The organism is Solwaraspora sp. WMMD406, assembly GCF_029626025.1.
GTDB lineage: Bacteria > Actinomycetota > Actinomycetes > Mycobacteriales > Micromonosporaceae > Micromonospora_E.
This window is the reverse complement of record NZ_JARUBF010000001.1, coordinates 477,902-504,880: the sequence shown is the minus strand read 5'-3', so window position 1 is coordinate 504,880 and position 26,979 is coordinate 477,902. Positions and strand designations below refer to the sequence as shown.

The following is a 26,979-nucleotide window of genomic DNA, read 5'->3' as shown; positions in this document are numbered from 1 at the left end:
CATGTCGGCCACGCCTACCGGGCTTGCCGGTCCGCCGGTCAGCCGCCGGTCAGTCATCCGCCCGGATGTGGCCCATCGCGGTTCGTGCCTCGGTGTACGAATCGAGCACCGCCCGGACCGGTTCCACCACGTGCCGGCCGGCGACGGCGGCGACGGCGGCGTTCAACCGCTCCTCGGCCCGACGCCGGGCGCGTCGGGCCGCCCAGCCGGTCACCGGCCGCGTCAACCCCGCCAGCAGCACCCCGCCGAGCAGCCCGCCGACCAGCAGTACGGTCGGCACCGGGACGACGCCGACCGTCGGATAGTCCAGCGCCGGCAGCCCCAGCAAGCGGATCACGAATCCGACGACCAGCCAGCCCAATCCGACGGCGGCGGTCACGGTGACCAGCCACTGCAGCGCCCCCACCACCCGCCACCACAACGGCCGGTCGGCCAACCCGAGATCCGTCCCGCCGACCACCCGGTCCAGGGCGTCGGGCAACTCGCCGGCCTGCGACCGGGCGGCCGCCGCGACCGCCACCGGCCACGGGGTCGGCAGCCGGCTACCGGCCTGCTCGGCGAGTCCTCGGACGGCGAGGTCGACCGCCGCGCGTTGCGCGGCGGTCGGCTCCGGCAGCGATGTCATCGGTGGTGAGGTCGTCTCGCCAGCCGTGCCGGGGAGTTCGTCGCGGCGGTGCCGACCGCCGAGCAGATGGAGTTGGTGCAGCGGGTCCGGGCGCAGCTTGCGCCAGGCCCGGGTCAGCGGCCAGCCGGTGGCGCTCACGGCCCGGTGCCGGTAGGCCGATTCGACCGCTTCGGCGACGGTCGGCACCCCGGCCGCGCCGGCCAGCGCGGCGGTGAGCCGTCGCAGACCGCTCCGGCTGATCTCCTCCTCGGCCCGGACCGCCGGACCGATCACGTCGGCCAGTCCGTCGGCGACGGCGTCCAGGTCGCCGGCGAGCCGCCGCAGCGCCGCCTGCCGCTCGGTCACCGTCTGCTCCAGCAACGTCCGCAGGTCGGCCAGGGCGGCCGGGACCAGCGCCGAGGTGGGTAGCACCGGGACGCCGCCGAGCCCGTCGTCGTCGAGCAGCCGCCGCAGGTCCGCCACCAGCCGGGGCAGTTCAGTGGCGGTCAGCCGGTCGGCCTGGTTGAGCACCACCACGGTCACCTCCCGGTTGCGGTGGAACTCACGCAGGTAGCCGCGGTGCACCACCCGGTCGGCGTACTTCTGCGGATCGACCACCCAGACGACCAGGTCGACCAGGCCGAGCAGCCGGTCGACCTCCAACCGGTGGGAGTGTTCGACCGAGTCGAAGTCCGGCAGGTCCAGCAGCACCAGCCCGTGCAGGGCAGCCTCGTCGGGACCGTCCAGGGCACTCTCCCGGACGAACCGGTGCCGGGGCAGCACCCCGACCCAGTCCAGCAGGTCGGCCGCCCCGTCGATCGGTCCCCACACGCAGGCATGCGCGGCCCCGGTCGTCGGCCGGCGTACCCCGACCGGGGAGAGATCCATCCGGGCGAGGGCGTTGAAGATGCTCGACTTGCCGCTGCCGGTGGCGCCGGCCAACGCCACCACTGTGTGTTCCCGGGACAGCTTGAGCCGTACCCCGGCCCGTTCCACCAGGGTGCGGGCCGCACCGAGCCGGTCGTCGGGGACCCGCCCGTCGACCGCCCGCAGGAACTGACCGAGCGCGTCGAGGCGGGCGGCCAACCGGTCGGCGTCGACCCGGTCCCGGTGGCGGACCGCGTCGCGTAGCCGGCCCAGGAACCCGGTCACGCGACGGCTCCCGGCATGGTGCCCGGCAGCCGGTACGGCGTACCGCTGGTCAGGCCGGCGGCGGTGCGCGCCTGTTCGACCTGCTCGGCGGCGGCCCGTAGCCGGTCGCCGGGGTCGGTGAGGCCGCTGCTGATCGCTTCCGGGGCGATGCCGGCCGCGCTGATCCGCTGCAGATAGCGGCCGGCTTCCTCGTCGAGCAGCGCTCGGATCCGCTGCAGCAGACCGTCGCGGGAGCGGTTGGCCAGGCTGCGGATGGCCTGGTCACCGAAGATCGCTTCGAGGACCTTCTGGGCGGCGACGGTGGTGCCGCCGGCGGCGGCGACCTCCAGGCCGGTGGGGATGAAGGCGGTCGACGCGAAGACGGCGATCATGACCGCGAGTCCGGTGGCGTTCACCGCGTACGCGGCGGTGCGGGCGACGAACCGTTTGTCGCCGGCTTCGGTCCGGACCAGGTCGAGTACGTCGCGTTGCCAGTCGCGGACCAGTCGTTCGGCCCGTTCGGGTAGGTCGTCGGCGGGTCGGTTGAGCTCGGAGGTGAGCAGCGCGGCACCGGCCGGGTGGGCCTGCCAGCCCAGGTACGCCGCCTCGGCGGCTTCGACGGCGGTGCCCCGGATCAGGGTGACCAGTTGGGATTCGATCGCCGAGCGGAGTTGGTTGGCGGGGGCGGGGCGGCCGGTGACGGTGCTGACGATCCGGTCCCGGATCCGCCCGACCCGGGCCTCCAGCGAGCGGAACAGGTCACCCGTACCGACGAAGTCCTGCCAGCGGCCGAGGACCTCGCCGCGCAGCAACCGGCCGTCTCCGACGGCCTGTTCGGCGTTGCGGGCGGCGCTGCGGTACGCCGCGCGTGCCCGGTCGGCGAGAGCTCGGGCCGCGTCGAGCTGGTCGTCGGTGGCGGCGGCCAGACCGGCCACCGCCGGGGCGAGCGCGGCGAGCGCGCCGTCGAGAGTCTGCCGGACGACCGCCGCGCGGGCCGCCGCGTCGCCGGCCAGCTGGCCGAACCACTCCCGCAGCGGCGCGGTCGCCGGTTCCGGCAGCAGTCCCTGCCCGTCGACGGCGGTCTCGGGTACGACGAAGATCGGCACCTCGGCGAGGTCGTGTTCGGCGAGCATCTCGCGCAGGTGGGCGACGATCTCGTCGATCGCGTCCGGAGGGACGCGGTCGAGTACGAGCGCGAGCATGGTGCCGCGCAGTTGTGCGGTCTGCAGCAGCTGCCAGGGGACGGCGTCGGCGTAGCGGGCCGCCGTGGTCACGAACAGCCACAGGTCGGCGGCGGCGAGCAGCTGTACGGCGAGCGCCCGGTTGGCGTCGACGACTGAGTCGATGTCCGGCGCGTCGAGGAACGCGAGTCCGGGTGGCAGGGCGGGCGCGGCGACCAACTGCAGGGCGTCCGGTGCGGTGGTCGGACCGGTGGTGCGGGTAAGCCCGGGTAGCAGGTCGCCCTGCCGGAACCAGGCGGCGTCCGCTGGGTGGCTGACCAGCACCGGGGACCGGGTGGTCGGTCGCAGTACGCCGGTCGCGCTGACCCGCGCCTGGACCAGGCTGTTGACCAGGGTCGACTTGCCGGCGCCGGTGGAGCCGCCGACCACCACCAGCAGGGGCGCGTCGAGTCGGGTCAGCCGGGGCAGCAGGTAGTCGTCGAGTTGGGTGACCAGGCCGGCTCCCACCTCGCGGGCCTCCTCGGCGGAGGGTAGGACCAATGGATATGTCATGCCCGCGATTGCGGAGCGTAGTTGAAGGAGCGCAGCGGGAAGTCCCGGTGCGCCGGAGCTGGGCGCGGCCGGTCCGCCCTGCGTGGTCACGGGTAAAGCGTGCCTGATCTATGCATGACAAACAACCTGAACCGGCCCGGCGTGGCTGGTGACGGTTGGTTCGACAGTGAGTATCGGTGCTGTTGGAAGGGGTGGTTGCGTCAGCGAGACTCAACCTGACTTGACGACGTGCGCGATCGTGGCAGTATTGAGTCAAGTCCACTCAACTTGAGGTGGGTGTACGGCGGGGCGGTGCCCCGGCACCTGCTCTAGGAACGAAGCGAGGAAGCGACTATGGCACGTGCGGTCGGTATCGACCTGGGCACGACGAACTCCTGCGTCAGTGTGCTGGAGGGTGGTGAGCCTACCGTCATCGCCAACGCGGAAGGTTCCCGGACCACTCCTTCCATCGTCGCGTTCGCCCGTAACGGCGAGGTGCTCGTCGGTGAGGTCGCCAAGCGGCAGGCGGTGACCAACCCGGACCGGACCATCCGGTCGGTCAAGCGGGAGGTCGGCACCAATTGGACCGTCGACATCGACGGCAAGAAGTACACGCCGCAGGAGATCTCCGCCCGTACCCTGATGAAGCTCAAGCGCGACGCCGAGGCCTACCTCGGCGAGCGGATCACCGACGCGGTGATCACCGTTCCGGCGTACTTCAACGACGCCCAGCGCCAGGCCACCAAGGAGGCCGGCGAGATCGCCGGGTTCAACGTGCTGCGGATCGTCAACGAGCCGACCGCCGCAGCCCTGGCGTACGGCCTGGACAAGGGCTCCAAGGAGCAGACCGTCCTGGTCTTCGACCTCGGCGGCGGCACCTTCGACGTCTCCCTGCTCGAGCTCGGCGAAGGCGTGATCGAAGTCAAGTCCACCAGCGGTGACAACCTGCTCGGTGGCGACGACTGGGACCAGCGGATCATCGACCACCTGGTGAAGACCTTCCGGGGCCAGCACGGCGTCGACCTGGCCCAGGACAAGATGGCCATGCAGCGGCTGCGCGAGGCCGCCGAAAAGGCCAAGATCGAGCTGTCGGCGGCCACCACGACCAGCATCAACCTGCCGTACATCACGGCCGGCCCGGCCGGCTCCGACGGGGCGCCGTCGGCGCCGCTGCACCTGGACGTGACCCTGACCCGGGCCGAGTTCCAGCGGATGACCCAGGACCTGCTGGACCGCTGCAAGGGTCCGTTCGAGCAGGCCATCAAGGACGCCGGGGTCAAGCTCGCCGACGTCGACCACGTGATCCTGGTCGGCGGCTCCACCCGGATGCCGGCCGTCTCCGAGCTGGTCAAGCAGCTCACCGGCCGAGAGCCCAACAAGGGCGTCAACCCCGACGAGGTCGTAGCGGTCGGCGCGGCGCTGCAGGCCGGCGTGCTCAAGGGCGAGGTCAAGGACGTCCTGCTGCTCGACGTGACCCCGCTGAGCCTGGGCATCGAGACCAAGGGCGGCATCTTCACCAAGCTGATCGAACGCAACACCACTATCCCGACCAAGCGCTCCGAAGTCTTCACCACGGCCGACGACAACCAGCCGTCCGTGCTGATCCAGGTCTTCCAGGGCGAGCGGGACATCGCCGCCTACAACAAGAAGCTCGGCACCTTCGAGCTGACCGGGCTGCCGCCAGCGCCGCGCGGCGTGCCGCAGGTCGAGGTCACCTTCGACATCGACGCCAACGGCATCGTCCACGTCAACGCCAAGGACCTGGGCACCGGCAAGGAGCAGTCGATGACGATCACCGGCGGCTCGGCGCTGCCGAAGGACGACATCGAGCGGATGATGCGCGACGCCCAGGACCACGCCGACGAGGACAAGCGGCGCCGGGAAGAGGCGGAGACCCGCAACCTGGCCGAGCAGCTGCAGTGGCAGACCGAGAAGTTCCTGGCCGAGAGCGGCGACAAGCTGTCGTCGGACTCGCGCGACCAGATGAACGAGGCCCTCGGCGAGCTGCGCGGTGCGCTGGCCGGCAGCGACATCGAGAAGATCAAGTCGGCGCACGAGAAGTTGGCCCAGGTTTCCCAGCAGGCTGGTTCGGCGCTCTACGCGCAGCAGGCCGCCGACCAGGGTCAGCCGGGTGGTGCGGGTGGTCCGGGTGCCGCCGGTCCGGGTGCGGCCGGAGCCGGGGCGACCGGTGCTGGCGCGGCCGGTTCCACCGGTGGTCCCGACGACGTGGTCGACGCGGAGATCGTCGAGGACGACAAGAAGTGAATCGAGGATCCCACCCGCGGGGCGATCACCCGACCGGGACGACGCTCCCGGACGCGATCTGCCCTCGCTCCACCGGACGGAGCGAGGTGGCCACATGACAGACAAGCCGCGAGTCGCCGGCCCGGGCCGCCCGGTGGGCAGCTCCGGGTCGGCACCGGATGGCGCGGCACCGGACGGTCCGGCCGAGGGGTCGGCCGCCGAACGCCTGGTCATCCGGGACCGACGTCGGATCGACCCGACCGGGACCCGCACCCGCAACGCCCGGCACGCGGCGGCGGAACCGGTGGACGGGGCGGCTTCCACCGACCATCGGCCCGCCGGGCGGCACGCCCGGACGAGCCCGGAGGAGGAGCGTGTGAGCGCGCAAGCCAACGGCAGCCACGCCGACGAGCAGGTCAAGGCGGAGAACGGGAGCAGCCCGTCCGCCGCGTCGGCCGGCCCGGCCGACCAGCCCGACCAGGCTGGTCAGACCGACGCCGGCCAGACCGCGCCGGCCGGCCGGACCGACACCGCCGACACCGGCGCGGTCGACAGCGGCCAACCCGAGGCCCCACGGGCGGCGACCGAGCCCGCCGCCTCGGACGACGCGGTGGTCGACGAGCCGGTCCTCGACGGCGAGGTGCTGGAACCGGCGGCGGAACCGGACGCGGCGTCGGCGGCCGAGCCGACCGCCGCGCCCGGGGCGCTCGGAGCCGAACTGCAGGCGCTGCGCGGCGAACTCGACGAACGGACCCGGGATCTGCAGCGGGTCAGCGCCGAGTACGCCAACTATCGCAAACGGGTCGACCGGGACAAGGGTCTGGCGACCGAGCAGGCCACCGCCGCCGTCCTCGCCGCCCTGCTGCCGATCCTCGACGACCTGGACCGGGCCCGCGAACACGGCGACCTGGTCGGGCCGTTCGGCACCGTGGCCGAGCAGCTCAGCGCGGCCCTTGGCAAGTTCGGGCTGACGCCGTTCGGCGACAAGGGCGACGCGTTCGATCCGACCCGGCACGAAGCGGTCGCGCATCTCACCTCCGCTGACGTCTCCGAGCCCACCTGCGTCGACGTGATGCGGCGGGGCTACCTGCTCGGGGACCGGCTGCTCCGGGCGGCCCTGGTCGCCGTCGCCGACCCGGAATGACCCCGGCTGTCGGCACGACGACCGTCCGGGCATCGATCGGCACGCCCAGCGGCGGAACGCACGACGCGTTCCGCCGCTGCGGTGGTGGCACCGGCCGCCGGGACAGCGGCACCGGCCGCCGGGACAGCGGCACAGCGGGTACGTACGGGAGGAGGACCGGGTGAGTTCGAAGGACTGGCTGGAAAAGGACTTCTACGCCGTACTCGGGGTGTCCAAGTCGGCCTCCGCCGACGAGATCAAAAAGGCTTACCGCAAACTCGCCCGCGAGCTGCACCCCGACCACAACCCCGGCAACTCGGCGTCGGAGGAGCGGTTCAAGGCCGTCTCCGAGGCGTACAACGTGCTGGCCGACGACCGCAAGCGCAAAGAGTACGACGAGATGCGCTCGCTGTTCGGCTCGGGAGCGTTCCGTCGGGGGGCCCGCGCGGGCGGTCCTGGCTTCGACCCGTCCGACCTGTTCGGCGGCGGCTTCAGCGGCGCGGGTGGCCAGACGGCCGGAGACCGGCGCTTCGGCGGTGCCGGCTTCTCCGACATCTTCAGCTCGATCTTCTCCGGAGGCGCCGGAGGTACGCGTACCCGGGGGCCGGCCCGGGGGCGCGACGTCGAAGCCGAGGTCGTGCTGGACTTCGGCTCGGCCGTCCGGGGCACCACGCTGCCGCTGAGCCTGCGGGCACCCGGCGTTTGCGACACCTGCCACGGAAACGGGGCCAAACCAGGCACCACCCCGCGTACCTGCCCGACGTGCTCGGGATCCGGGCTGACCACCCGCAACCAGGGTTCGTTCAGCTTTTCCGAGCCGTGCCGGGACTGCCAGGGCGTGGGCACCATCGTCGACGAGAAGTGCCCCGAGTGCCTCGGCTCCGGCGGCGTCACCAAGACCAGGACGCTCAACGTACGGTTTCCCGCCGGCGTCTCCGACGGGCAGCGGATCCGGCTGGCCGGCCGGGGTGAGCCAGGTGACCGGGGCGGCCCGGCGGGTGACCTGTACGTCCTGGTCAAGGTCCGCAACGACGAGCTGTTCGGCCGGGTCGGCGACGACCTGACGCTGACCGTGCCGATCACCTTCGCCGAGGCCGTGCTCGGTACCGACCTCAAGGTTCCCACGCTGGACGGCTCGGTTACGTTGCGGGTTCAGCCCGGTACGCCGAGTGGCCGTACGTTGCGGGCCCGGGGCAAGGGCGTGACCCGTCGGGACGGGACCAACGGTGATCTTCTGGTCACCGTCGAGGTCGTGATACCGGCTACTGTGGATGAGGCCGCCCAGGCCGCGTTGCGGACCTTCGCGGAACACACCCCCGGCGCCGACCGGGAACGGATCGACAGTCGACTGCGTCGTAACGAGGAACCGACAGGAGGTGAGCGAGGGTGGACGAAGAGCTGACGATCTCCTTCGAGGCCGCCTCCGACGCCAAGGTCCTGATCATCTCGGTGGCCGCGCGGATGGCCGGCATGCACCCGCAGACGCTGCGCCAGTACGACCGGTTGGGCCTGGTGCAGGCCGGACGGGCCGCTGGTGGCGGTCGGCGGTACAGCGTGCGGGACGTGGTGTTGCTGCGCGAGGTGCAGCGGCTCAGCCAGGACGACGGGGTCAACCTCGCGGGGATCAAGCGGATCATCGGCCTGGAACAGTTCGTCGGTGATCTGCAGCGTCGGGTCGACGCGCTGGAGGCCGAGCTGACCGCCGCGTACCAGCGGATCGCCGAGTTGGAGGCGATCGGCCCGTACCCGCGTCGGGACCTGGTGCCGACCACCCGGACGTCGACCGCTTTGGTGGTATGGCGGCCGCAGCGTGGCGAGCGGCCGCAGCGCGGTGAGCGACCCGGCCGGTCCGCAGGACCGGCCGAGCCGACCGGCCGCACCGCCGAATAGCCGACGTCACCGCCGAATAGCCGACGTCACAGCCGAACAACCGACGTCACGTCCGTCGACTGGGGGTCCCTCGGCGTCACTTCCGGGGCCGGTGCCGGCCACCAGGCGCGTCTGCCCAACAGGCTGAGCACCGCCGGAGCGAGCACCACCCGGATCACCGTGGCGTCGATGATCACGGCGGTCGCCAACCCGATGCCGATCATCTTGACGAGCGTGTCGTCGATCCACACGAAGCTCAGGAACACCACCGCCATGATCGTCGCCGCCGCGGTGATCACCCGGCCGGTGCCGGCCAGTCCTGCCACCACCGCGTCGCCGGCCCGACCCGTCCGCAGGTAGTGCTCCCGGATGGCGGAGAGCAGAAACACCTCGTAGTCCATCGACAGTCCGAAGAGGATGGCGAACAGCAGCATCGGCACCACCGACATGATCGGGACCGGTTGGTCGACGCCGATCAGCCCGAGTCCCCAACCCCACTGGAAGACCACGACCAGCACCCCGTACGCGGTGGCGACGGAGAGCAGCGACATCACCGCCGCCTTCACCGCGATCACCGGTGCCCGGAACATGGCGACCAGGAGCAGCCCGGCGGCCAGGATCACCGCCAGCACCACCCAGGGCAGTCGGTCGGCGACCGCCTCGGCGATGTCGATCATGAAAGCCGTGGTGCCGGCGATCAGCGCCTCGGTGCCGTGTCCGGCCAGTGCCGCCGGGGCCAGGTCGGCCCGGATCCGGTGCACCAGGTCGGCGACCCGTTGATCCTGCGGGGCGTACCGGGGGATGACGGTGACCAGTGCGACGGCCCGGTCCGGGCTGGTCTGCGGGTCCGTCACCAGATCGACCGCCGGATCGGCGGCGAGTCGCCCGGTCAGCTCGTCGAGCATCGCCGCCGACTCCGCCGGTGACCGGCCGGGCGGCATCGGTACGGCCAGCACCAGCGGACCGTTCCAGCCGGGCCCGAATTCGGCGGCGATCCGGTCGTACGCCTGCCGCTGGGGCCATCCGGCGGGCTGGTTGCCGTCGTCCGGCGTACCGAGCCGTAGGGTGAGCACCGGCGCGGCGACGGCCAGCAGGAGCAGCGTCGCGCCGAGCGCGTAGCCGAGCCGGTGCCGTTCCACGTGCCGTCCCCACCGGGGCCACCAGGTGCGCTCGGCGGCGCCAGCGTCAGTGGCCGTGCCCACGCGGGTAGCCGCACCCGGTTCGGCGGCGCGGCGGTGGCGGCGGATCCGAGCTCGGCGGTTGCGGCGGATCCGACCCCGGTCGACCCGGTGGCCGAGCAGGCCGAGCACCGCCGGCAGCAGGGTCAGCGCGGCGGCCATGGTGGCGGCGACGGTCAAGGCCCCGGCTAGGCCCATCGCCCCGACGAACGGGATGCCGGTGAAGAGCAGCCCGAGGATCGCCACCACCACGGTTCCGCCGGCGAACAGGACGGCGTGGCCGGCGGTGGCGGTGGCCCGGCCGGCGGCCCGCACCGGGTCGGTCGCCGGGCCGCTGTCGGTCGCCGGGCCGCTGTCGGTCGCCGGGCCGCCCTCGGTGGCCTGATCGGCGAGCGCGGCCCGGAACCGGGTCACCACGAACAGCGCGTAGTCGATCCCGGCCCCCAGCCCCAGCATCACCGCCACGATCGGTGCGGCGGTGGGGATGTCGACCGCGATCGCGGCGATCAGCACCAGCGCGGTGCCGCAGGCCAGACCGACCAGGGCGACCAGGATCGGCAGGCCGGCGGCGACCACCGAGCCGAACGACAGGAGCAGGACCAACGCGGCGGCGCCGAGTCCGACCAGTTCGGCGGTGCTGGTGGTGGGCTCGAAGGCCACGTCGACGACGAGGCCACGGAAGTCGACGTCGATTCCGGCGGCCCGGGCCGTGGCCGCTGCCTGGTCCAGCCGCTGGTACGCCTGAGGACCGAGGTCGCCGGCGTGCCGGTCGTAGCGCACGGTGCTGGTCGCGGTCCGTCCGTCCGGGCTGATCAGGCCACCGCTGCCGGGTGCGTCGGCGTCCGGCAGCGGGTTGCCGACATCGGTGACGTGCGGTTGGGCGCGGATGGCGGCGACCATCTCGGCGATCGCGTCGGCGCGTCGTGGCTGGCGCAGATCGCCGTCGGCGGCGTGCCAGACGATCTCGGCGCTTTCCGCGCCGTACTCGGGGAAGTGTCGCTGGATCAGGTCGGCGGCCCGCTGCGATTCCGTGCCGGGGACCCGGAAGTCGTTGGCGAAGCTGCCGCCGGCGAGTTGCCCGGCGGCGGCGAGGGCGGCGGCGAAGAGCACCCAGGCGGCGATCGTGTGCCAGGGCCGAGCCGCGCAGGCGCGGCCGAGCCGTTCCAGTGTCCGTTCCATGTCCCTAGCATGACTGCATCGGATGTAAAATTGCAACGAGTGAAGTAATCTGTCTTGCGCCTATGGTGGGTCACATGTCGACCGGACCAGGACTGCGGGAGCGAAAGAAGGAGCGCACCCGCGCCGCGTTGATCGACGCGGCGGCGGAGCTGTTCAGCCGCAAGGGCTACGACGAGACCACAGTGGCCGAGATCGCCGCCGCGGCCGACGTCTCGACCCGCACCTTCTTCAGCTACTTCCGTACCAAGGAGGAGGTGCTGTTCGTCGACAACGCCGAACGGCTACGGATTGCCCAGGAGGAGATCCGTCGCCGGTTGCCCGACGACCGGCCGGTGGACGTGCTGGTCCGGACCGCTCAGCGGATCCTGGCCACCGGCACCTTCACCTCCGAGCTGTTCACCCGGCTGGCCCCGCTCCGTACCCGACTGATCCTGGGCAACCCCGGGCTGCAGGGGTACGCGCTGCGGATGCTGCTCGGCGGCCAGACCGAGCTGGCCAGAGGACTGCACGAGGCATTTCCCGACGAACTGGACGAGATCACCGCAGCGGCCATGGTCGGTGCCTTCGTCGGCGCGCTGGTCGCGGTGATCATGCAACTCTTCGCCGACCTACCCGAGCCGCAGGAGGCGATCCTGGCCGATCGGGACCGACTGCTGACCGAACTGCGTCGGGGCATGGACGTGGTGGTCGACGGGCTCGCCGCCGTCGGCGGTCCGCGCGCCGACCGATAGCCCCGGCGGCGGGAGGTGCGGACTCAGCCCAGTCGGCGGGACTTGCGAACCAGGCCGCCCTCACACCAGTCGTGGTAGTCGAACAGGTCCGGCTTGGCGAGCAGCACCCGGGTGTTGTGCGCCCAGGTGACCATCAGCTCGTCACCGTACTGCTCGGCCTGCTCGACCAGTTTGCGCAGCCGGCGCTTGGGGTGCGCGCGGAAGTTGGTCCGGATGCCGTCGGCGGCGTAGATGTAGAGACAGTGCAGCGCGAACCGGCGGGCCGGGCAGGACCGGTCCATGGCCAGGTCGAACAGGGTGGCGATCAGGCGATCACCGGAGACGAGCAGATCCCAGTCCTGCGGCATCGACTGCAACGGCACCGAGTCTGGCTGGTAGGCCCAGGCGCGTAGTTCGGCAGGCGACGGGTCCACCGGATTGGCGAAGCCGCGAAACGCCGACTCTTGCACGCTCAACGGGGTGACCTCCCGTTCGCGGCCATCGGGCCGCTGCCGGCCCCGGGCCTTCACTACCTACTGCCGCGCCACGGTAACGTGTCAGAGGGTGATGGCGGAAGGCCCTGGACGTGCCATTCGTGAGACCGATACGTGTTGATCTTCTGCCTATCGGTGATGATCGCTGGCAGCGGCCGTCAATCGGTGACCGTCGCCGGCCGGGCCGGCTCGACCGGACCGACCCCGGCGGGTGGCCGCCGACGCCGGATCCGCCGTTTGAACCAGCCGGTGTCGGTGATCCTGGCCAGCACCGGCCCGGTCACGACCGTGATCAACACGTACGCGGTGGCGAGCGGGGCGAGCGCCGGCTCCACGGCCGAGCTGGCCACCGCCAGACCGGCGATCACGATGGAGAACTCGCCGCGCGGCGTCAACGCCAGCCCGGTCCGCCAACGTCCGGGCTCGGCGATCCCGGCCCGGCGGGCGGCCAGGTAACCGGTCAGCACCTTGGTCGCCATCGTCGCCACCGCCAGGCCCAACGCCGGCAGCAGCACCGGTGGGATGTCGCGTGGGTCGGTGACCAGCCCGAAGAACACGAAGAAGACGGCGGCGAAGACGTCGCGCAACGGGGTCAGCAGCTCGGTCGCGTTGTGCGCCACCGGACCGGATATCGCGATCCCGACCAGGAACGCGCCGACCGCGGCGGAGACCTGCAGTTTCGCGGCGATCCCGGCGACCAGCAGGGTCAACCCGAGTACGCCGAGCAGCAGCGCCTCCGGATCGCGTACCGAGAACATCGCCGAGATGACGTGGCCGAACCGGATCGCCACCACCAGCACCACGGCGACCGCCGTCACCGCTATCGCCACCGCGATCCCACCGGCGGCCAGTCCCGCCCCGATCAGCACGGCGCTGAGCACCGGCAGATAGAACGCCATCGCCAGGTCCTCGACCACCAGGATCGACAGGATCACCGGAGTCTCCCGGTTACCGAGCCGGCCCAGATCACCGAGCATCTTGGCGATCACACCAGACGACGAGATCCAGGTGATCCCGGCCAGCGCCACGGCGGCGATCGGCCCCCAGCCGAGCAGCAACGCGAACGCCGCCCCGGGCAGGGCGTTGAGCAGCGCGTCGATCAGACCGGCCGGAGCCGCACGGCGCAGATTGCCGACGAGTTCGCTGGCGGAGTATTCCAACCCCAGCATCACCAGCAGTAGCACCACGCCGATCTCCGCGCCGATGGCGAAGAACTCCTGGATGTCGTGCAACGGCAGCAGCCCGCCGTGCCCGAACATCAGGCCGGCGAGCAGATAGAGCGGAATGGGCGACAGGCCATAGCGGCGGCTGAGCCGACTGAGCAGGCCCAGCAGCAGCAGGAGCGCGCCGAGTTCGATCAGTAGCAGGGCGCTGTCGTGCATCGCCGGGTCAGCCGTCTGGATCGTCGTTGGCGAGGATCCCGCTGACCCCGTCAAGGCCGCCACGGGTGCCGACGACCACCACCACGTCTCCGGCGGCGAACCGGAACGACGGGTTCGGTGATGCCAGCACCTCGCGGTCGCGCAGCACCGCGACGATCGAGGCACCGGTCCGGGTCCGGGTCTTCGTGTCGCCCAGGGTCCGGCCGACGTACGGCGAACCAGCGGTGATCATCAGCTGCTCGGTCAGCAGCCCGGCGGCCTGGTCACGGAGTCCGGCCAGCTGTCCCAGCATCAGCGACGCGCCCAGGATGTCGGCGAGCGCCTCGGCCTCGGCGTCGGTCAGCGGAATGTCGGCGTCGGACGCGTCGGGATCGTCGGGATCGTAGAGCACCAGGTCGCGTCGGCCTGACCGGTGACTCACCACACCGATCCGTCGGCCGGACTCGGTCAGCAGGTCGTGGCGTACCCCGATGCCGGGGAGGGCCACTTGTTCCACACGGGCTCGCACATCGGTCACGGTACGCCGGTAAGCATCGGGTGGCGTCGTCTGGTGCACTGGATGGAATCGCCGGGTCCCACCCGAGGGGACGGCCCAGGGCGGTGGAAGGCGGGGGACGGATGCGGGGACGGATGCGGGGACGGACCGAACTGGCCGGGCTGCTCGTCGCGGCGGTAGCCGTGGTGGCGGTGCTGACCACCGGCTGCTCGATCGGCGACATCCGCCGGCCCCCACCGGAGCGTCCGTCGCCCCCGACCGAGGTGGCGCCGATCGAGGTGCCGATTGCCGTCGAGGTGCGACCGATGCGGGTGCCGGCGCCGGCCTACTACGACCCGCCGCTCATCGAGTTCGACAACGCCCGGCTGGGGTACGCGCTGTTCCCCGGCTGCACCCGGTCGCTGGACGCGGGCGATCCGGTCCCCTGCCCACCGCTGCTCTTCGTCACCTTCGACGCCGGCGAGTCCTGGGAGCAGCGGGAACTTCCGGCGCCGGGCGAGGGGTCGCCGTCGATGCAGGCCGGCTACGGCAGCCTGGTGCTGTCCACCGACGCCGCTTGGTACCGGTCGCTCGACGGTGGCGTGAGCTTCACCCGGTCGACCACCGGCCCGGAGGGGTCGATGCCGCCGGAGTTCGCCAGTGTGGACGGGCCGTACCAGGTGTGCTGCCAGACCGATCCCGTGGCGCGGGTCGTCGAGGTGACCGAGCAGGGAATGGTCCCGTTGGCGCCGCAGCCGCCGATCCCGGTGGTGCAGACCGTCGGGCACATCGGTGACAAGGTGACCGCCGCCGGGATGCACGAGGGTCGGCTGCACGTCGCGTTCGGCGCGGTGGGGGTGGCGGTGCGGTTGGCACCGGACGGGTCGGTCGAGAGCCAGGTGAGTGGCTGGCAGTGGCAGACCTCGGTGATCACCATCGCCGAGCCGGAGCGGATCCGTCGGTACGTCGTGCGGACCGCGCCATCGGGCGAGCGGTGGTTGATCGGTGAGCGGGTGCCGGGCGAACCGCCGGTGCTGTGGCGGGTCAACGGTGTACAGCTGGAACTGGTCACCGTCGCCGATCTGCCGGCGGACGTGATCTCGGTGTTGCCGATCGACGGCGGTCGGCTGCTGGCCACCACACCCGGCGGCACCGGGGTGATCAAAAACGGTCGGTACGAGCCGGTCGACTGGCCGGTGCGGGATGCCTACCTGACCCGGTCCTGGGACGGGACGGTGCAGGCGGCACGCGCCGATGGCGCGGTGTTGCTGAGTCCGGAGCAGCCGACCCGTGATGGCTGGGTGGAGGTGTCCTGGCAGCCGTCCTGACGGGTTCGGGCGGGGGACTCGTCGATTGGAGTTGAGTGGAATAGACTCAAGTCTGCGGGTGTCCTGAAGGAGTGGACCAACCCGCCGGACAGGGGAGCTCATGAACGCCGAACGCCTCACCACCAAGAGTCGCGAAGTCATCACCGCCGCGGTCGCCATCGCCAACCAGCGGGGGCACGCCACGGTCGAGCCGTGGCACCTGCTGCTCTCGCTGCTCGACACCGGCGGCTCCACCGCCGGCGGGCTGCTGCGGGCGGTCGGCGCCAACCCGGTCGAGATCCGCCGGGCGGCCGTACGGACCGTCGAGAACCTGCCCGCCGCCCGGGGATCGAGCGTCGCCGAGCCGAGCGTGTCCCGCGAGTTCGCCAACGCGATCGGCGCGGCCGAGCAGGTCGCCCGCCCGCTGGGCGACGAATACACCTCCACCGAGCACCTGCTGGCCGGCCTGGCCCGGGTCGGTGGCGCGGTCGCCCAGCTGCTGAAGGACGCCGGCGCCACCGAGGAGAACCTGGTCGCCGCGTTCCCGTCGGTACGCGGCGGCGACCGCCGGGTCACCACCGCCGACCCCGAGCAGACCTACCAGGCCCTGGAGAAGTACGGCGTCGACCTGACCGCCAGCGCACGCGACGGCAAGATCGACCCGGTGATCGGCCGGGACGCCGAGATCCGCCGGGTGATCCAGGTGCTGTCCCGGCGTACCAAGAACAACCCGGTGCTGATCGGCGAACCCGGCGTCGGCAAGACCGCGATCGTCGAGGGCCTCGCCCAGCGGATCGTCGCCGGCGACGTACCCGAGTCGCTGCGCGACAAGCGCCTCGTCTCGCTCGACCTCGGCGCGATGGTCGCCGGGGCACAATACCGGGGCCAGTTCGAGGAGCGGCTCAAGTCGGTGCTGGAGGAGATCAAGGGCTCGGACGGCCAGGTGATCACCTTCCTCGACGAGCTGCACACCGTGGTCGGTGCCGGCAAGGGCGAAGGCTCGATGGACGCCGGCAACATGCTCAAGCCGATGCTGGCCCGGGGCGAGCTGCGAATGGTCGGCGCCACAACCCTCGACGAATACCGCGAGCACATCGAGAAGGACCCGGCGTTGGAACGCCGGTTCCAGCCGGTGCTGGTCGGCGAGCCGACCGTCGAGGACACCATCGGCATCCTGCGCGGGCTCAAGGAACGCTACGAGGTGCACCACGGCGTACGGATCACCGACGCCGCGCTGGTCGCCGCCGCCAGCCTGTCGGACCGCTACATCACCGACCGGTTCCTGCCCGACAAGGCGATCGACCTGGTCGACGAGTCTGCCTCCCGGCTGCGGATGGAGATCGACTCTCGGCCGGTCGAGGTCGACGAGATCGAACGCGCCGTCCGCCGCCTGGAGATCGAGGAGATGGCGTTGGCCAAGGAGCCCGACCCGGGTTCGGCCCAGCGCCTCGACCGGCTCCGCAAGGAACTGGCCGACAAGCGCGAACAGCTCACCGCGCTCAGTGAACGCTGGCAGCTGGAGAAGGGACACATCTCCCGGATCTCCACCGCCCGCGAGGAGCTGGAACGCCTCGGCGGCGAGGCCGAACGGGCCGAACGCGACGGCGAACTGGAACGCGCCGCCGAGCTGCGGTACGGCCGGATCCCGGCGCTGCAGGCCGAACTGGCCCGCGCCGAGACCGAGCTGGCCGCCGTGCAGGCCGACGGGGCGATGCTCACCGAGGAGATCGGCGCGGACGACATCGCCGCCGTGGTCGCCGCTTGGACCGGCATCCCCGCCGGCCGGCTGATGGAGGGCGAGACCGCCAAGCTGCTGCGGATGGAGACCTCGCTGGGGGCCCGCGTCGTCGGGCAGGCCCAGGCGGTGGCCGCCGTCTCCGACGCGGTCCGCCGGGCCCGCGCCGGTGTCGCCGACCCGGACCGTCCGACCGGCGGCTTCCTCTTCCTCGGCCCGACCGGCGTCGGCAAGACCGAACTCGGCAAGGCACTCGCCGAGTTCCTCTTCGACGACGAGCGGGCCATGGTCCGCATCGACATGAGCGAGTACGCCGAGAAGCACTCGGTGGCCCGGCTGGTCGGTGCCCCACCCGGTTACGTCGGGTACGAGGAGGGCGGGCAGTTGACCGAGGCGGTGCGCCGCCGGCCGTACTCGGTGATCCTGCTCGACGAGGTGGAGAAGGCCCACCCGGATGTCTTCGACGTGCTGTTGCAGGTGCTCGACGACGGCCGGCTCACCGACGGTCAGGGCCGTACGGTCGACTTCCGCAACGCGATCCTGATCCTCACCTCCAACCTCGGCTCGTCGGTGGTCAACGACCCGACGTCGACCGAGGAGCAACGCCGCGAGGCGGTGCTCGCCGTGGTCCGGGCGCACTTCAAGCCGGAGTTCCTCAACCGGCTCGACGACATCGTGGTCTTCGCCATGCTCAGCGGTGAGGAGCTGCGGTCGATCGTGGACATCCAACTGAACCGGCTGCGGCAGCGGCTGGCCGACCGGCGGCTCACCCTCGATGTCGACGACGCCGCCCGGACCTGGCTGGCCGACCACGGCTACGACCCGATCTACGGGGCCCGGCCGCTGCGCCGGCTGATCCAGTCGGCCATCGGCGACCAGTTGGCCAAGGCGCTGCTCGCTGGCGAGATCCGCGACGGCGACACCGTACGGGTGGAGCTCGCCGACGACAAGGAAGGACTAGCGGTACGGGCCGGCTGACCGTCGTCGATGCCACGACCGGTCGGTGCGGCCGGTTTCAGCGGCAAAACCTGAGGTCGACGCGGCATCGTTTGTGTCGAGTAACTGGTGGGGTACCGCTACGGTGATCCTCCGAAGCTTCAGGAAGGAGAGCCGTGTCGGATCCGAATCCGGCCGCGCCCGGTGTCAGGGCGCGGCCGAGCACCGTCACCATTTCGAGTTATCTGCTCTACCTGATCGCCGCGCTGCAGATCGTCAGCCTGATCATGGCCCTGGCTGTGATGGGGCCGATGCGCGAGGCCTACGACGACGCGCTCGATGGCACCGACATGGAGGGCACTGGCGCCATCGTCACGATCATCCTGATCGTCACCGCGATCTTCGGGCTGGTCGTCGCGGCAGGGCTGGTGGTGCTGGCCGTGCTCAACAACCGGGGCAAGAACCCGGCCCGGATCGTCACCTGGGTGCTCGGCGGGATCTACCTTTGCTGCTCCGGCGGCGGGCTGGCGCTCGGCGCCGCCGGCAACGCGTTGCCGACCACTACGACCACCAGCCCGGACGGGCCCGACCTGGAGCAGGTCGAGCGGGACGTGCAGGCCGCGTTGCCCGGCTGGTACGAGCCGCTGAACAACCTGATCAGTGTCGTGGCCCTGCTGGCGTTGCTGGCCGCGCTGATCCTGCTGGCCCTGCCGCCGTCGAACGAGTTCTTCCGCAAGCCGGCCGTGGCGTGGGAGCCGCCGGTCCCGGGCAGCGGCTACCCGGGCTACCCACCGGTTCCGGGCGGCAGCTACCCGGCCGCCCCGGGCACTCCGCCGGCAACCGGTCCGGGCACCCAGCCGGGAGCGGACCCGTGGGCCCCGCCGCCGAGTGGCGGGAGCGGTACCGACGATCGGGACAAGCCCGGCCCCGGTACGCCTCCGCCGCCCTCGGTCTGACCTGCGACGCGGCTGCGGCACACCGACGACCTACCCTGACGGGCGGGGCGACCTCACGAGGCCGCCCCGCCCGTCCGTATCTCTGGAGGTCCGCGCCCCATGACGGCACCGTCCACGCCCGGTACCGCGCTGATCACCGGGGCGACCGCCGGTCTCGGCGCGGCGTTCGCCCGCCGGCTGGCCGCCGACCGCTACGACCTGGTCCTGGTCTCCCGCGACCGGCAGCGGTTGACCGGCCTGGCCGACGAGCTGACCGAGACCCACGGCGTACGGGTCGAGGTGTTCGCCGCCGATCTGGCCACCGAGGACGGCTGTGCCGAGGTCGCCGGGCGGTTGCGCGTCGACGAGGCCGGCCGGGAGGTAGACCTGCTGGTCAACAACGCGGGGATCGGCCTCGATCGGTCCTTTCTGCGGACCACCGAGGCAGCCGAGCTGGGTCTGCTGCGGCTCAACGTGGAGGCGGTTCTGCGGTTGACCCACGCGGTCCTGCCCGGCATGACCCAACGCCGGCGGGGACGTGTGATTAACGTCTCTTCGGTCGCTGGATACGGCCCGGTTGCCGCCGGATCGACCTATTCGGCGAGCAAGGCGTGGGTGACCAACTTCAGCGAGTCGATCGACCTGTCCACCCGCCGGCACGGCGTACGGGTGATGGCGCTGTGCCCGGGCTACGTCCATACCGAGTTCCATCAGCGGGCCGGCATCAGCACCTCGGGCAGCCCGTCGTGGCTGTGGCTGCGGGCGGAGGACGTGGTCCGCGAGGCCCTGCGGGATCTGGCCCGGGGCAAGGCGGTCAGCGTCCCGGACTGGCGCTACAAGGTGCTGGCGGGGGCGTTGCGACACGCGCCTCGGGGGCTGGTGCGCCGGGTCGCCGGTGGCTCTCGGTCACGAGCGAGCCGGTGAGCCTATCAGCGTCTCCGATGGCTGACGGGCCCGTACCGTCACCAGGTCTTTCGCGGTGTTTGCGCAGGTAGCGGCGGTGGGTCCGGTATCGGCGACTTGCCGGGCCGGCAGTGGGAGACTCGACGTCGCGCAGTACGCTTTGCGCCATGGGGGACCACGACGACCTGCGTAAATTCATCACCGACCTGGCCGTGGTCCACGGCCGGGTGGTGTTGTCGTCAGGTCGCGAAGCTGATTGGTACGTCGACCTGCGGCGGGTGACCCTGCATCACGCCGCCGCACCGCTGGTGGGACGGGTGCTGCTCGACCTCACCGCGGACTGGGAGTTCGACGCGGTCGGCGGCCTGACGTTGGGAGCGGACCCCGTGGGCATGTCCATGTTGCACGCGGCTGCGGCGCGGCAGCGGCAACTGGATGCCTTCGTGGTGCGTAAGGCCGAGAAGACGCATGGACTCCAGCGACGGATCGAAGGGCCGGACGTGGTGGGTCGCCGCGTGCTCGCGGTGGAGGACACCTCGACGACCGGAGGCAGTGTACTGACTGCAGTCGAGGCGCTACAAGAGGCTGGGGCTGAGGTGGTTGGGGTGGCGGTGATCGTCGATCGGGGGGCAGGAGACGCGGTTCGGGCAGCCGGACTGTCCTACCGTGCCGCCTATACGTTGGCTGACCTCGGCCTTCTGGCCTAAAAGTTTGCCGATTCGGATCTGCTGATATGCAGGCGGATCGATGCTGTTTGGTGGAAGGATGGGTTTCGTGGGAACTGCGTTGGCTGAAATGACCATGCCTCAAATCTCGCCGCTTGCCGGCGAGCCGATCGAACGCGCGGACGCGGAGCGACTCGCAGGAGTCCTCAAGGCTCTCGCCGACCCGGCCCGACTCAGGCTGCTCAGCCTGATCCAGTCGGCTCCGGAAGGCGAAGCCTGCGTCTGCGACCTGACTGCTCCGCTCGGGCTGTCCCAGCCGACCGTGAGCCACCACCTGCGTATCCTCACCGAGGCCGGCTTGCTGGAGCGGGAGAAGCGCGGAGTGTGGGCTTACTACCGGCTGGTGCCGTCCGCGATCGCCACGATCGCGGATCTGCTCACCCCGCCGCGTAAGCGCGCCACCAAGAAGGCTCGCTGACCTGACGGCACCTTGCCTGGTGCGATCGCGGAGGCGGGACGTCCAGGCAAGGTGCCCCAAGGCCATGGAGGGGCGCGGAGGCGCTGCGTGACGTATGTCGCTGGCGACCTGCGTGACCAGCTCGCCTACGTCGGCCACGACGTGGTGCGGGCCGGTCTCGTCGTGGGTTCCGGAGGCAACCTGTCGGCACGCGTGCCCGGCGGCGATGAATGCTGGGTGACCGCTTCCGGCACCTGGCTGGACCGGCTCGACCGGGCATCGTTCGTCCGGACTCGCGTCGATGACGGTTGCCCCGTGGTCGATGACGACTGTCCGGTGCCAGGTGGCCGACCTCCGGTCCGCCCGACCAGTGAACTTCCGCTGCATCTGGCGATCTACCGGGCTCGGCCGGACGTGCACGCCATCGTCCACCTGCATCCGCAGAGCATGCTGCTGCTGGACGCGCTCGGCGTACCGATCCGGCTGGTCACCACCGACCACATCTTCTACCTGCGCCGAGTGGCCACCGTGCCGTTCGCGCCGCCGGGTGGTGCCGAGGTGGCCACCAGTGCCGCCGACGCCGCCGCCGACGGCACCAACTGCCTGATTTTGTCCCGGCACGGTTGTTGCGTGCTGGGTGGCACCGTCGAGCTGGCGCACAAACGCGCGGTCAACCTGGAAGAGGCGGCCCGGCTCACCTATCGGGCGCTCGCCGTCGGTCGGCTCGACGCGTTGACCGACCTGCCGGCCCACTTCGTCGACCAACTGTCCGACCCGGAGCGGTCCGCGATCTGAGGCTTAGGTCAGTGGTGCGGCTGGCTGCGTACCTCGTCGTCGGACTCTTCGAGGGTGACGTCGACCGCTGCCCGCCGAAGCCGACGCTGCTCGGCGATCACCATCGCGGTGACGATCGCGACGCCCAACAGGAAGAACAGCACCACCCAGAGCGCGCCGTCACCCGGCGCGAGCAGTCCACGATCCTCGGTCTGCCACGGCCACAACGCCCGCAGACTGCCGACGATGACCCCGGTCATCACCGCGAGGGTGACCCGACGGCGGTGCTCCAGCAGCCACTGCAGCAGCTTCACGAACAGGGTCAAACCGATGATCATGCCGGCCGCGAAGATCGCCAGGTAGCCGAAGTCCCGGTCGTTGACCGCCTCGATGGTCGGCTCGTAGAGCCCGACGGTCAGCAGCAGGAACGAACCGGAGACCCCGGGCAGCACCAGCGCGCAGACCGCCACGGCGGCGGCGATCAACACCACCGGCGGACTCGGGTCGATCGAGGCGGCCGGCAGCCCGGTCAGCACGAACGCCGCCACGGCGGCGGCGACCACGGCGAACACCTCCCGACCCCGCCACGGCTTGCCGATCATCGAGATCGGCACCAGCACCGAGGCCAGCACCAGCCCGAAGAAGAGCCCCCGGGTCTGCTCCGGGTAGTCGTGCAGCATCGGCTCCAGCAGCCGGGCGGCGAGCAGCAGACCCGGCAGCATGCCCAGCGCCAACGGGATGATCACTTCCCAGTGCACCTGGCGGAACTGCTCGCGGCTGCGGCCCCAGCCCTGCCCGCGCGGAACGTCGCTGACCGCCGCGCGGACGGCGCTGATCAGATGGCCGGCGGAGGCGATGAGTCGTTCGTAGACCCCGGTGACCAGGGCGATCGTCCCGCCACTGACACCTGGGACGGCTTCCGCCACCCCGATCGCCGCACCTCGGAAGACATGGGCGACACGTTCGCGCACCGACATTCGCGCAACCTTACCGGCTCACCGCAGACACTCGGGGGTCGACTCACAGCCGGGGGTCGACCGGCCCGGACTCACAGCCGGGGGTCGACCGGCTCGGACTCACAGCCGGGGGTCGACCGGCTCGGACTCACAGGCGAGGATCGCGAACACCAGCTCGTGCCGCCGCCACAGCGGAGCGTCGGCCGCCAGCAGGTCCAACGCCGCCAAGCCGAGGCCGTGCTCGCGCAGCGCCAGCGACCGCTTGCGTCCCAACGACCGTCGGCGCAGCCCGGCGAGCTGATCCGGTCGGGTGTACTCCGGTCCGTAGATGATCCGCAGATACTCCGGGCCCCGGCACTTCACACCGGGTTGCAGCAACCGGCCAGCGTCGCTTGTGGCGGCGAGCCCGCCGTACGGCTTGACCACCATCCCCTCCCCGCCGGCGGCGGTCAGCTCCCGCCACCATTCGGTGCCCGCCGCCACCGCCGTGTCGTCGGTCAGGTCGACCACCAGCCGACGGGTCGGGCGGAACAGCTCCGGGTCGGCGGCCACCAGCCGGTCCGCGTGATCGAGGTGCCAACCGTGGTCCCGGTCGGCGTGGCTGCGCTGGTCGCTGGCCAGGACCGTGAACGGTGCCAGCGTCACCGGCTGCCCGTCGCCGGCGTACCGGCGGTAGGCCGCCGCGTACCGCGACAGGTCGTCGGCGCGACCGGCGAACCGGTCCCGCAGCGGCTCGACCGGTAGCCCACGTTCGGCGGCCGCGTCGAGCACCCGCAGCGCGGCCGGCAGCGCCGCACCCCCGGCCGCCGCGACGCTGGCGTACTGCTCACGGATCAACCCGAGCGCCTTGGCCGACCAGGGCAGCAGCTCGCAGTCGAGCAGCAGCCAGCTGGCCGGGCCGGCATCGGTGGCCAGCAGGTCCCACAGTCCAGCCGTGGTCGCCGCCGCCCGGATCCGGGCGAGCAGCGACTCGGTCTGCGCGCCGGAGGCGAAGAACGGCCGTCCGGTACGGGTATGGATCACCCCGCCACCCGGACCGAAACGGGCCGCCCCGGCCGGATCGCGGCAGACCAGCACCACCGCTCGGGATCCCATGTGTTTCTCCTGGCAGATCACCTGATCGACGCCGACGCCACGGTAGTCGGCGAACGCCTGGGTCGGGTGCTCCAGAAACCCGTCCATGGTGGACGTCGAGCAGGGGGCCATGGTCGGCGGCAGCCACACCAGCCAGCGGGGGTCGACGGCGAAGCGGCTCATCACCTCCAGCGCGGCGGCGGCGTTCTCCGGGGCGATCGTCGTGGCGCCGTAGCCGTAGGCGATGTGTCGACGGCCGGCAACGTCGCCGAGATCCAACACGTCGTCACCGCGCTCCACCGCCGCTCCGCCGCGCTCCACCGCCGCGCCACCGCCCGGGACCGCGCCGGTCGACCGGGTCGCGTCACCGGCCGGTGTCACCGGCTCGGCGGTCAGCGGCCGGCCCGGCGGGTAGTACTCCCGGGCCGCCGGCACCGACACCAGCTCCCGGCTCGGATAGCGCAGCGCGGTCAGCCGGCCACCAAAGACACATCCGGTGTCGATGCAGATGGTGTCGTTGATCCACTCCGGACTCGGGGTGGGTGTGTGGCCGTAGACGACCGTGGCCGAGCCCCGGTAGTCACGGGCCCACGGATACCGCACCGGGAAGCCGTACTCGTCGGTCTCGCCGGTGGTCTCCCCGTACAACGCGAAGCTGCGCACCCGGCCGGACGCCCGCCCCTGGTATTCGGCCTTGAGCCCGGCGTGCGCCACCACCAGCGCGCCCCCGTCGAGCCGGTAGTGGCTGACCAGCCCGTCGATGAATTCGGCCACCTCGTCGCTGAACCCGGCCGGCTCGGCGGCCAGCTGTTCCAGGGTTTCGGCCAACCCGTGCGAGACGGTCACCTTACGGCCCCGCAGCTTGCGGAGCAGCTTCTGCTCGTGGTTGCCCGGCACACACAGCGCGTTGCCGGCCCGGACCATCCCCATCACCAGGCGCAGCACACCGGGCGAGTCCGGACCCCGGTCGACCAGGTCACCGACGAAAACGGCGGTACGGGCCTGCGGGTGCCGCGCGCCGACCGGGCGGCCCGCTCCGTCACGGTCGAGCGTCCAGCCGAGCTCGGTGAGCAGGTGCTCCAGCTCGGCCCGGCAACCGTGCACGTCGCCGATGATGTCGAACGGCCCGGTCAGCTCCCGGCGGTCGTTGAACAGCCGGCTCAACACGACCTCCGCCGCGTCGATCTCCTCGGTGCCCCGCAGCACGTGCACCTTGCGGAACCCCTCCCGAGCCAGCTGACCGACCGATCGGCGCAGATCACGCTGCATCCGGGCCAGCACGTGCCGGCCGAACCGACGCTCCGGGCGGACCCGGGTCCGGTCCCAGCAGATCTCCTCCGGTACGTCGAGCACCACCGCGACCGGCAACACGTCGTGCTCGCGGGCCAGCCGGACCAGCCCCGCGCGGGCGTGCTGCTGCAGGTTGGTGGCGTCAACCACGGTGAGTCGGCCCGCGCGCAGCCGTTTGCCGGCGACGTAGTGCAGGGCGTCGAAGGCGTCGGTGGACGCCGACTGGTCGTTCTCGTCGTCGGCGACCATGGCCCGGAAGGCGTCGGAGGAGAGCACCTGGGTCGGCGCGAAGTGCCGGCGGGCAAAGGTCGACTTGCCCGATCCGGAGAGGCCGACCAGGGCCACCAACGCGAGTTCCGGAATCTCCAGCGCGGTCACCGGGCGACCCCTGTCGAAGTCTCTGTCGCCGGCCCCGTCGCGACGCCGTCGCGGCGAAACACCGCCAGCTGGGTAGGTGGGCCGACCTCGTCGTCGAGGTCACCGACCGGATGCCGGTCCACCTGATAGCCGTACGCGGCGGCGACCCGTGACGTCCAGTCGGCGAACTCGGCGCGGGTCCACTCGAACCGGTGATCGGGGTGGCGCAACGTGCCGGCGGGCAGGTCGTCGTAGCGGACGTTGTACTCCACGTTGGGCGTGGTCAGCACGACCGTCGTGGGGCGGGCGTGGCCGAAGACGACATCGGCGAAGGCAGGCAGCCGGGCCGGGTCGACGTGCTCCACCACCTCCATCAGTACGGCGGCGTCAAACCCGCGGAGCCGGTCGTCGCGGTAGGTCAGCGCGGACTGCCAGAGCTTGACCCGTTCCTGCTGTCGGGCAGGGAGCCGATCCAGCCGTAGCCGCCGGGCGGCCAGCTCCAGGGCACGGGCCGACACGTCGGTGCCGACGATCTCGGTGAACTGCCGTTGGGCGAGGAGTTCGGTCAGCAGCGCCCCGTCGCCGCAGCCGAGATCGAGGACCCGACGGGCGCCGGAGTCGACCAGCGCGGTGAGGACGGCGGCCCGCCGCAGCGTGGCGAGGGGTTGCCGGTGGGCCGGGGCCGGCGGTCCGGCGTCCGGGTCGGCGTCGGCGCTGGTCGGTTCGTCAGCGAGCCGGTCGAGCGCCTGGCGGGCCAGGAGCCGGCGGTGGGCCAGGTAGCGCCGGGTGATCAGCCGGCGCTCCGGGTGACCGGCCAGCCACCCCTCCCCGGCGCGGAGCAGTTTGTCCAGCTCGTCCGGGGCCACCCAGTAGTGTTTCGCGTCGTCGAGCACCGGCAACAGCACGTACAGGTGGTTGAGCGCGTCCGCGAGCCGCAGCGACCCGGTCAGGGTCAGGTCGACGTAGCGGCTGTCGCCCCAGTGCGGGAATCGTTCGTCGAGCGGGATGCCACGGGCGCTCACCGCCCAACCCAGCGGGGTGAACAGGCGTTCGGCCAGCGCGGCACCACCCCGACACCGCAGCACCGGCACCCGGATGATCAGCGGCAGCGCGGTGCCGGCGAGTTCGGGACGATCCCGGCTCTCGCCACGCAGCGCCGACCGGAACACCTTGGCCAGGGCTGCCGCGAGCAGGCTGGAGGCCGCGTACGGCCGGTCGTTGACGTACTGCCCGAGGGTGAAGCTCTCCGGCATCGGCGTCGATCCCCGGCCGCGCCGCGCGCCCCGGGCGGCGGTCAGCCGGGCCGGATCCACGTGGAGCAGCAGCGCGGCGGTGCAGCGCTGATCGGAGGCCTCCGGGTAGAACACGTGGGCGGTTCCGGTGGGTACGTCGAACGACTGCATCCGGTCCGGATGCTTGACCAACAGGTAGCCGAGATCCGTAGCGGGCTCGTGGGTGGTCGTAACGGTCAGCAGCACGACGGTGATCG

General features: G+C 71.5%; 20 protein-coding genes and 1 pseudogene. 12 read left to right on the top strand and 9 right to left on the bottom strand.

The window, feature by feature from the left end; translation table 11 throughout:
* Window positions 1-49: 49 nt before the first annotated feature.
* Window positions 50-1,756 (bottom strand): GTPase, encoded by a 1,707-nt coding sequence (locus O7632_RS02155; protein ID WP_278110974.1) that lies wholly within the window; start codon window positions 1,754-1,756, stop codon window positions 50-52.
* Entirely contained in the window at window positions 1,753-3,468 is a 1,716-nt protein-coding gene (locus O7632_RS02150; protein ID WP_278110972.1) for an ABC transporter, read from the bottom strand. The genes O7632_RS02155 and O7632_RS02150 overlap by 4 nt, the downstream gene beginning before the upstream one ends.
* Before the next feature lie 333 nt (window positions 3,469-3,801).
* On the opposite strand from O7632_RS02150, the gene dnaK reads away from it, so the two are divergent.
* The 4 genes and pseudogenes from dnaK to O7632_RS02130 all read left to right on the top strand — a co-directional run.
* The gene (dnaK, locus tag O7632_RS02145; protein ID WP_278110970.1) at window positions 3,802-5,712 is read left to right on the top strand and encodes a molecular chaperone DnaK; all 1,911 of its coding nucleotides are present in this window, start codon (window positions 3,802-3,804) and stop codon (window positions 5,710-5,712) included.
* 94 nt (window positions 5,713-5,806) lie between these two features.
* Window positions 5,807-6,835, top strand: a complete 1,029-nt coding sequence (gene grpE, locus O7632_RS02140; RefSeq protein ID WP_278110968.1) for a nucleotide exchange factor GrpE — start codon at window positions 5,807-5,809, stop codon at window positions 6,833-6,835.
* Window positions 6,836-6,995: 160 nt separating this feature from the next.
* The gene (dnaJ, locus tag O7632_RS02135) at window positions 6,996-8,216 is read left to right on the top strand and encodes a molecular chaperone DnaJ (RefSeq protein WP_278110965.1); all 1,221 of its coding nucleotides are present in this window, start codon (window positions 6,996-6,998) and stop codon (window positions 8,214-8,216) included.
* A pseudogene (locus O7632_RS02130) lies at window positions 8,201-8,644 on the top strand (MerR family transcriptional regulator); the annotation flags it as partial. The gene dnaJ and the pseudogene O7632_RS02130, both read left to right, overlap by 16 nt.
* 86 nt (window positions 8,645-8,730) lie before the next feature.
* Here the strand turns inward: O7632_RS02130 and O7632_RS02125 are convergent.
* Window positions 8,731-11,040 carry an MMPL family transporter gene (locus tag O7632_RS02125; RefSeq protein ID WP_278110961.1) on the bottom strand — a complete coding sequence of 770 codons (2,310 nt, stop codon included), beginning with the start codon at window positions 11,038-11,040 and terminating at the stop codon, window positions 8,731-8,733.
* A gap of 74 nt (window positions 11,041-11,114) precedes the next feature.
* On the opposite strand from O7632_RS02125, the gene O7632_RS02120 reads away from it, so the two are divergent.
* Window positions 11,115-11,771, top strand: a complete 657-nt coding sequence (locus tag O7632_RS02120) for a TetR/AcrR family transcriptional regulator (protein ID WP_278110959.1) — start codon at window positions 11,115-11,117, stop codon at window positions 11,769-11,771.
* A gap of 23 nt (window positions 11,772-11,794) precedes the next feature.
* Here the strand turns inward: O7632_RS02120 and O7632_RS02115 are convergent, their stop codons facing one another.
* The 3 genes from O7632_RS02115 to O7632_RS02105 all read right to left on the bottom strand — a co-directional run bounded on the left by O7632_RS02115 (window position 11,795) and on the right by O7632_RS02105 (window position 14,134).
* Complete coding sequence (locus tag O7632_RS02115; protein WP_278110957.1) at window positions 11,795-12,226, bottom strand: hypothetical protein; 432 nt, start codon at window positions 12,224-12,226, stop codon at window positions 11,795-11,797.
* Between the two features lie 176 nt (window positions 12,227-12,402).
* A complete protein-coding gene (locus O7632_RS02110; protein WP_278110956.1) occupies window positions 12,403-13,626 on the bottom strand; it encodes a cation:proton antiporter in 1,224 nt (407 codons plus the stop codon).
* 7 nt (window positions 13,627-13,633) lie between these two features.
* A complete protein-coding gene (locus O7632_RS02105; protein ID WP_278110955.1) occupies window positions 13,634-14,134 on the bottom strand; it encodes a TrkA C-terminal domain-containing protein in 501 nt (166 codons plus the stop codon).
* A gap of 122 nt (window positions 14,135-14,256) precedes the next feature.
* Between O7632_RS02105 and O7632_RS02100 the strand changes: the two genes are divergently transcribed.
* From O7632_RS02100 to O7632_RS02070, 7 genes are all read left to right on the top strand, one after another.
* Complete coding sequence (locus O7632_RS02100; protein WP_278110953.1) at window positions 14,257-15,429, top strand: hypothetical protein; 1,173 nt, start codon at window positions 14,257-14,259, stop codon at window positions 15,427-15,429.
* 100 nt (window positions 15,430-15,529) lie between these two features.
* Window positions 15,530-18,121: an ATP-dependent chaperone ClpB gene (gene clpB, locus O7632_RS02095; RefSeq protein WP_278110951.1), complete on the top strand. Its 2,592-nt coding sequence runs from the start codon at window positions 15,530-15,532 to the stop codon at window positions 18,119-18,121.
* A gap of 134 nt (window positions 18,122-18,255) precedes the next feature.
* Window positions 18,256-19,035 (top strand): hypothetical protein, encoded by a 780-nt coding sequence (locus tag O7632_RS02090; RefSeq protein WP_278110949.1) that lies wholly within the window; start codon window positions 18,256-18,258, stop codon window positions 19,033-19,035.
* Window positions 19,036-19,134: 99 nt separating this feature from the next.
* Window positions 19,135-19,938 carry an SDR family oxidoreductase gene (locus tag O7632_RS02085; protein ID WP_278110948.1) on the top strand — a complete coding sequence of 268 codons (804 nt, stop codon included), beginning with the start codon at window positions 19,135-19,137 and terminating at the stop codon, window positions 19,936-19,938.
* Window positions 19,939-20,084: 146 nt separating this feature from the next.
* Window positions 20,085-20,624 (top strand): orotate phosphoribosyltransferase, encoded by a 540-nt coding sequence (pyrE, locus tag O7632_RS02080; protein ID WP_278110947.1) that lies wholly within the window; start codon window positions 20,085-20,087, stop codon window positions 20,622-20,624.
* Window positions 20,625-20,682: 58 nt separating this feature from the next.
* On the top strand, window positions 20,683-21,060 hold the full coding sequence (locus O7632_RS02075) for a metalloregulator ArsR/SmtB family transcription factor (protein WP_278110946.1): 378 nt from the start codon (window positions 20,683-20,685) through the stop codon (window positions 21,058-21,060).
* A gap of 87 nt (window positions 21,061-21,147) precedes the next feature.
* Window positions 21,148-21,834 (top strand): class II aldolase/adducin family protein, encoded by a 687-nt coding sequence (locus O7632_RS02070; protein WP_278110943.1) that lies wholly within the window; start codon window positions 21,148-21,150, stop codon window positions 21,832-21,834.
* Between the two features lie 8 nt (window positions 21,835-21,842).
* On the opposite strand, the gene O7632_RS02065 is transcribed toward O7632_RS02070, so the two are convergent.
* The 3 genes from O7632_RS02065 to O7632_RS02055 form a co-directional block, all read right to left on the bottom strand.
* Window positions 21,843-22,790: a DUF368 domain-containing protein gene (locus O7632_RS02065; RefSeq protein ID WP_278110941.1), complete on the bottom strand. Its 948-nt coding sequence runs from the start codon at window positions 22,788-22,790 to the stop codon at window positions 21,843-21,845.
* 99 nt (window positions 22,791-22,889) lie between these two features.
* Window positions 22,890-25,511 carry a polynucleotide kinase-phosphatase gene (locus O7632_RS02060; RefSeq protein WP_278110939.1) on the bottom strand — a complete coding sequence of 874 codons (2,622 nt, stop codon included), beginning with the start codon at window positions 25,509-25,511 and terminating at the stop codon, window positions 22,890-22,892.
* A complete protein-coding gene (locus tag O7632_RS02055; RefSeq protein WP_278110937.1) occupies window positions 25,508-26,968 on the bottom strand; it encodes a 3' terminal RNA ribose 2'-O-methyltransferase Hen1 in 1,461 nt (486 codons plus the stop codon). The genes O7632_RS02060 and O7632_RS02055 overlap by 4 nt, the downstream gene beginning before the upstream one ends.
* Window positions 26,969-26,979 lie beyond the last annotated feature (11 nt).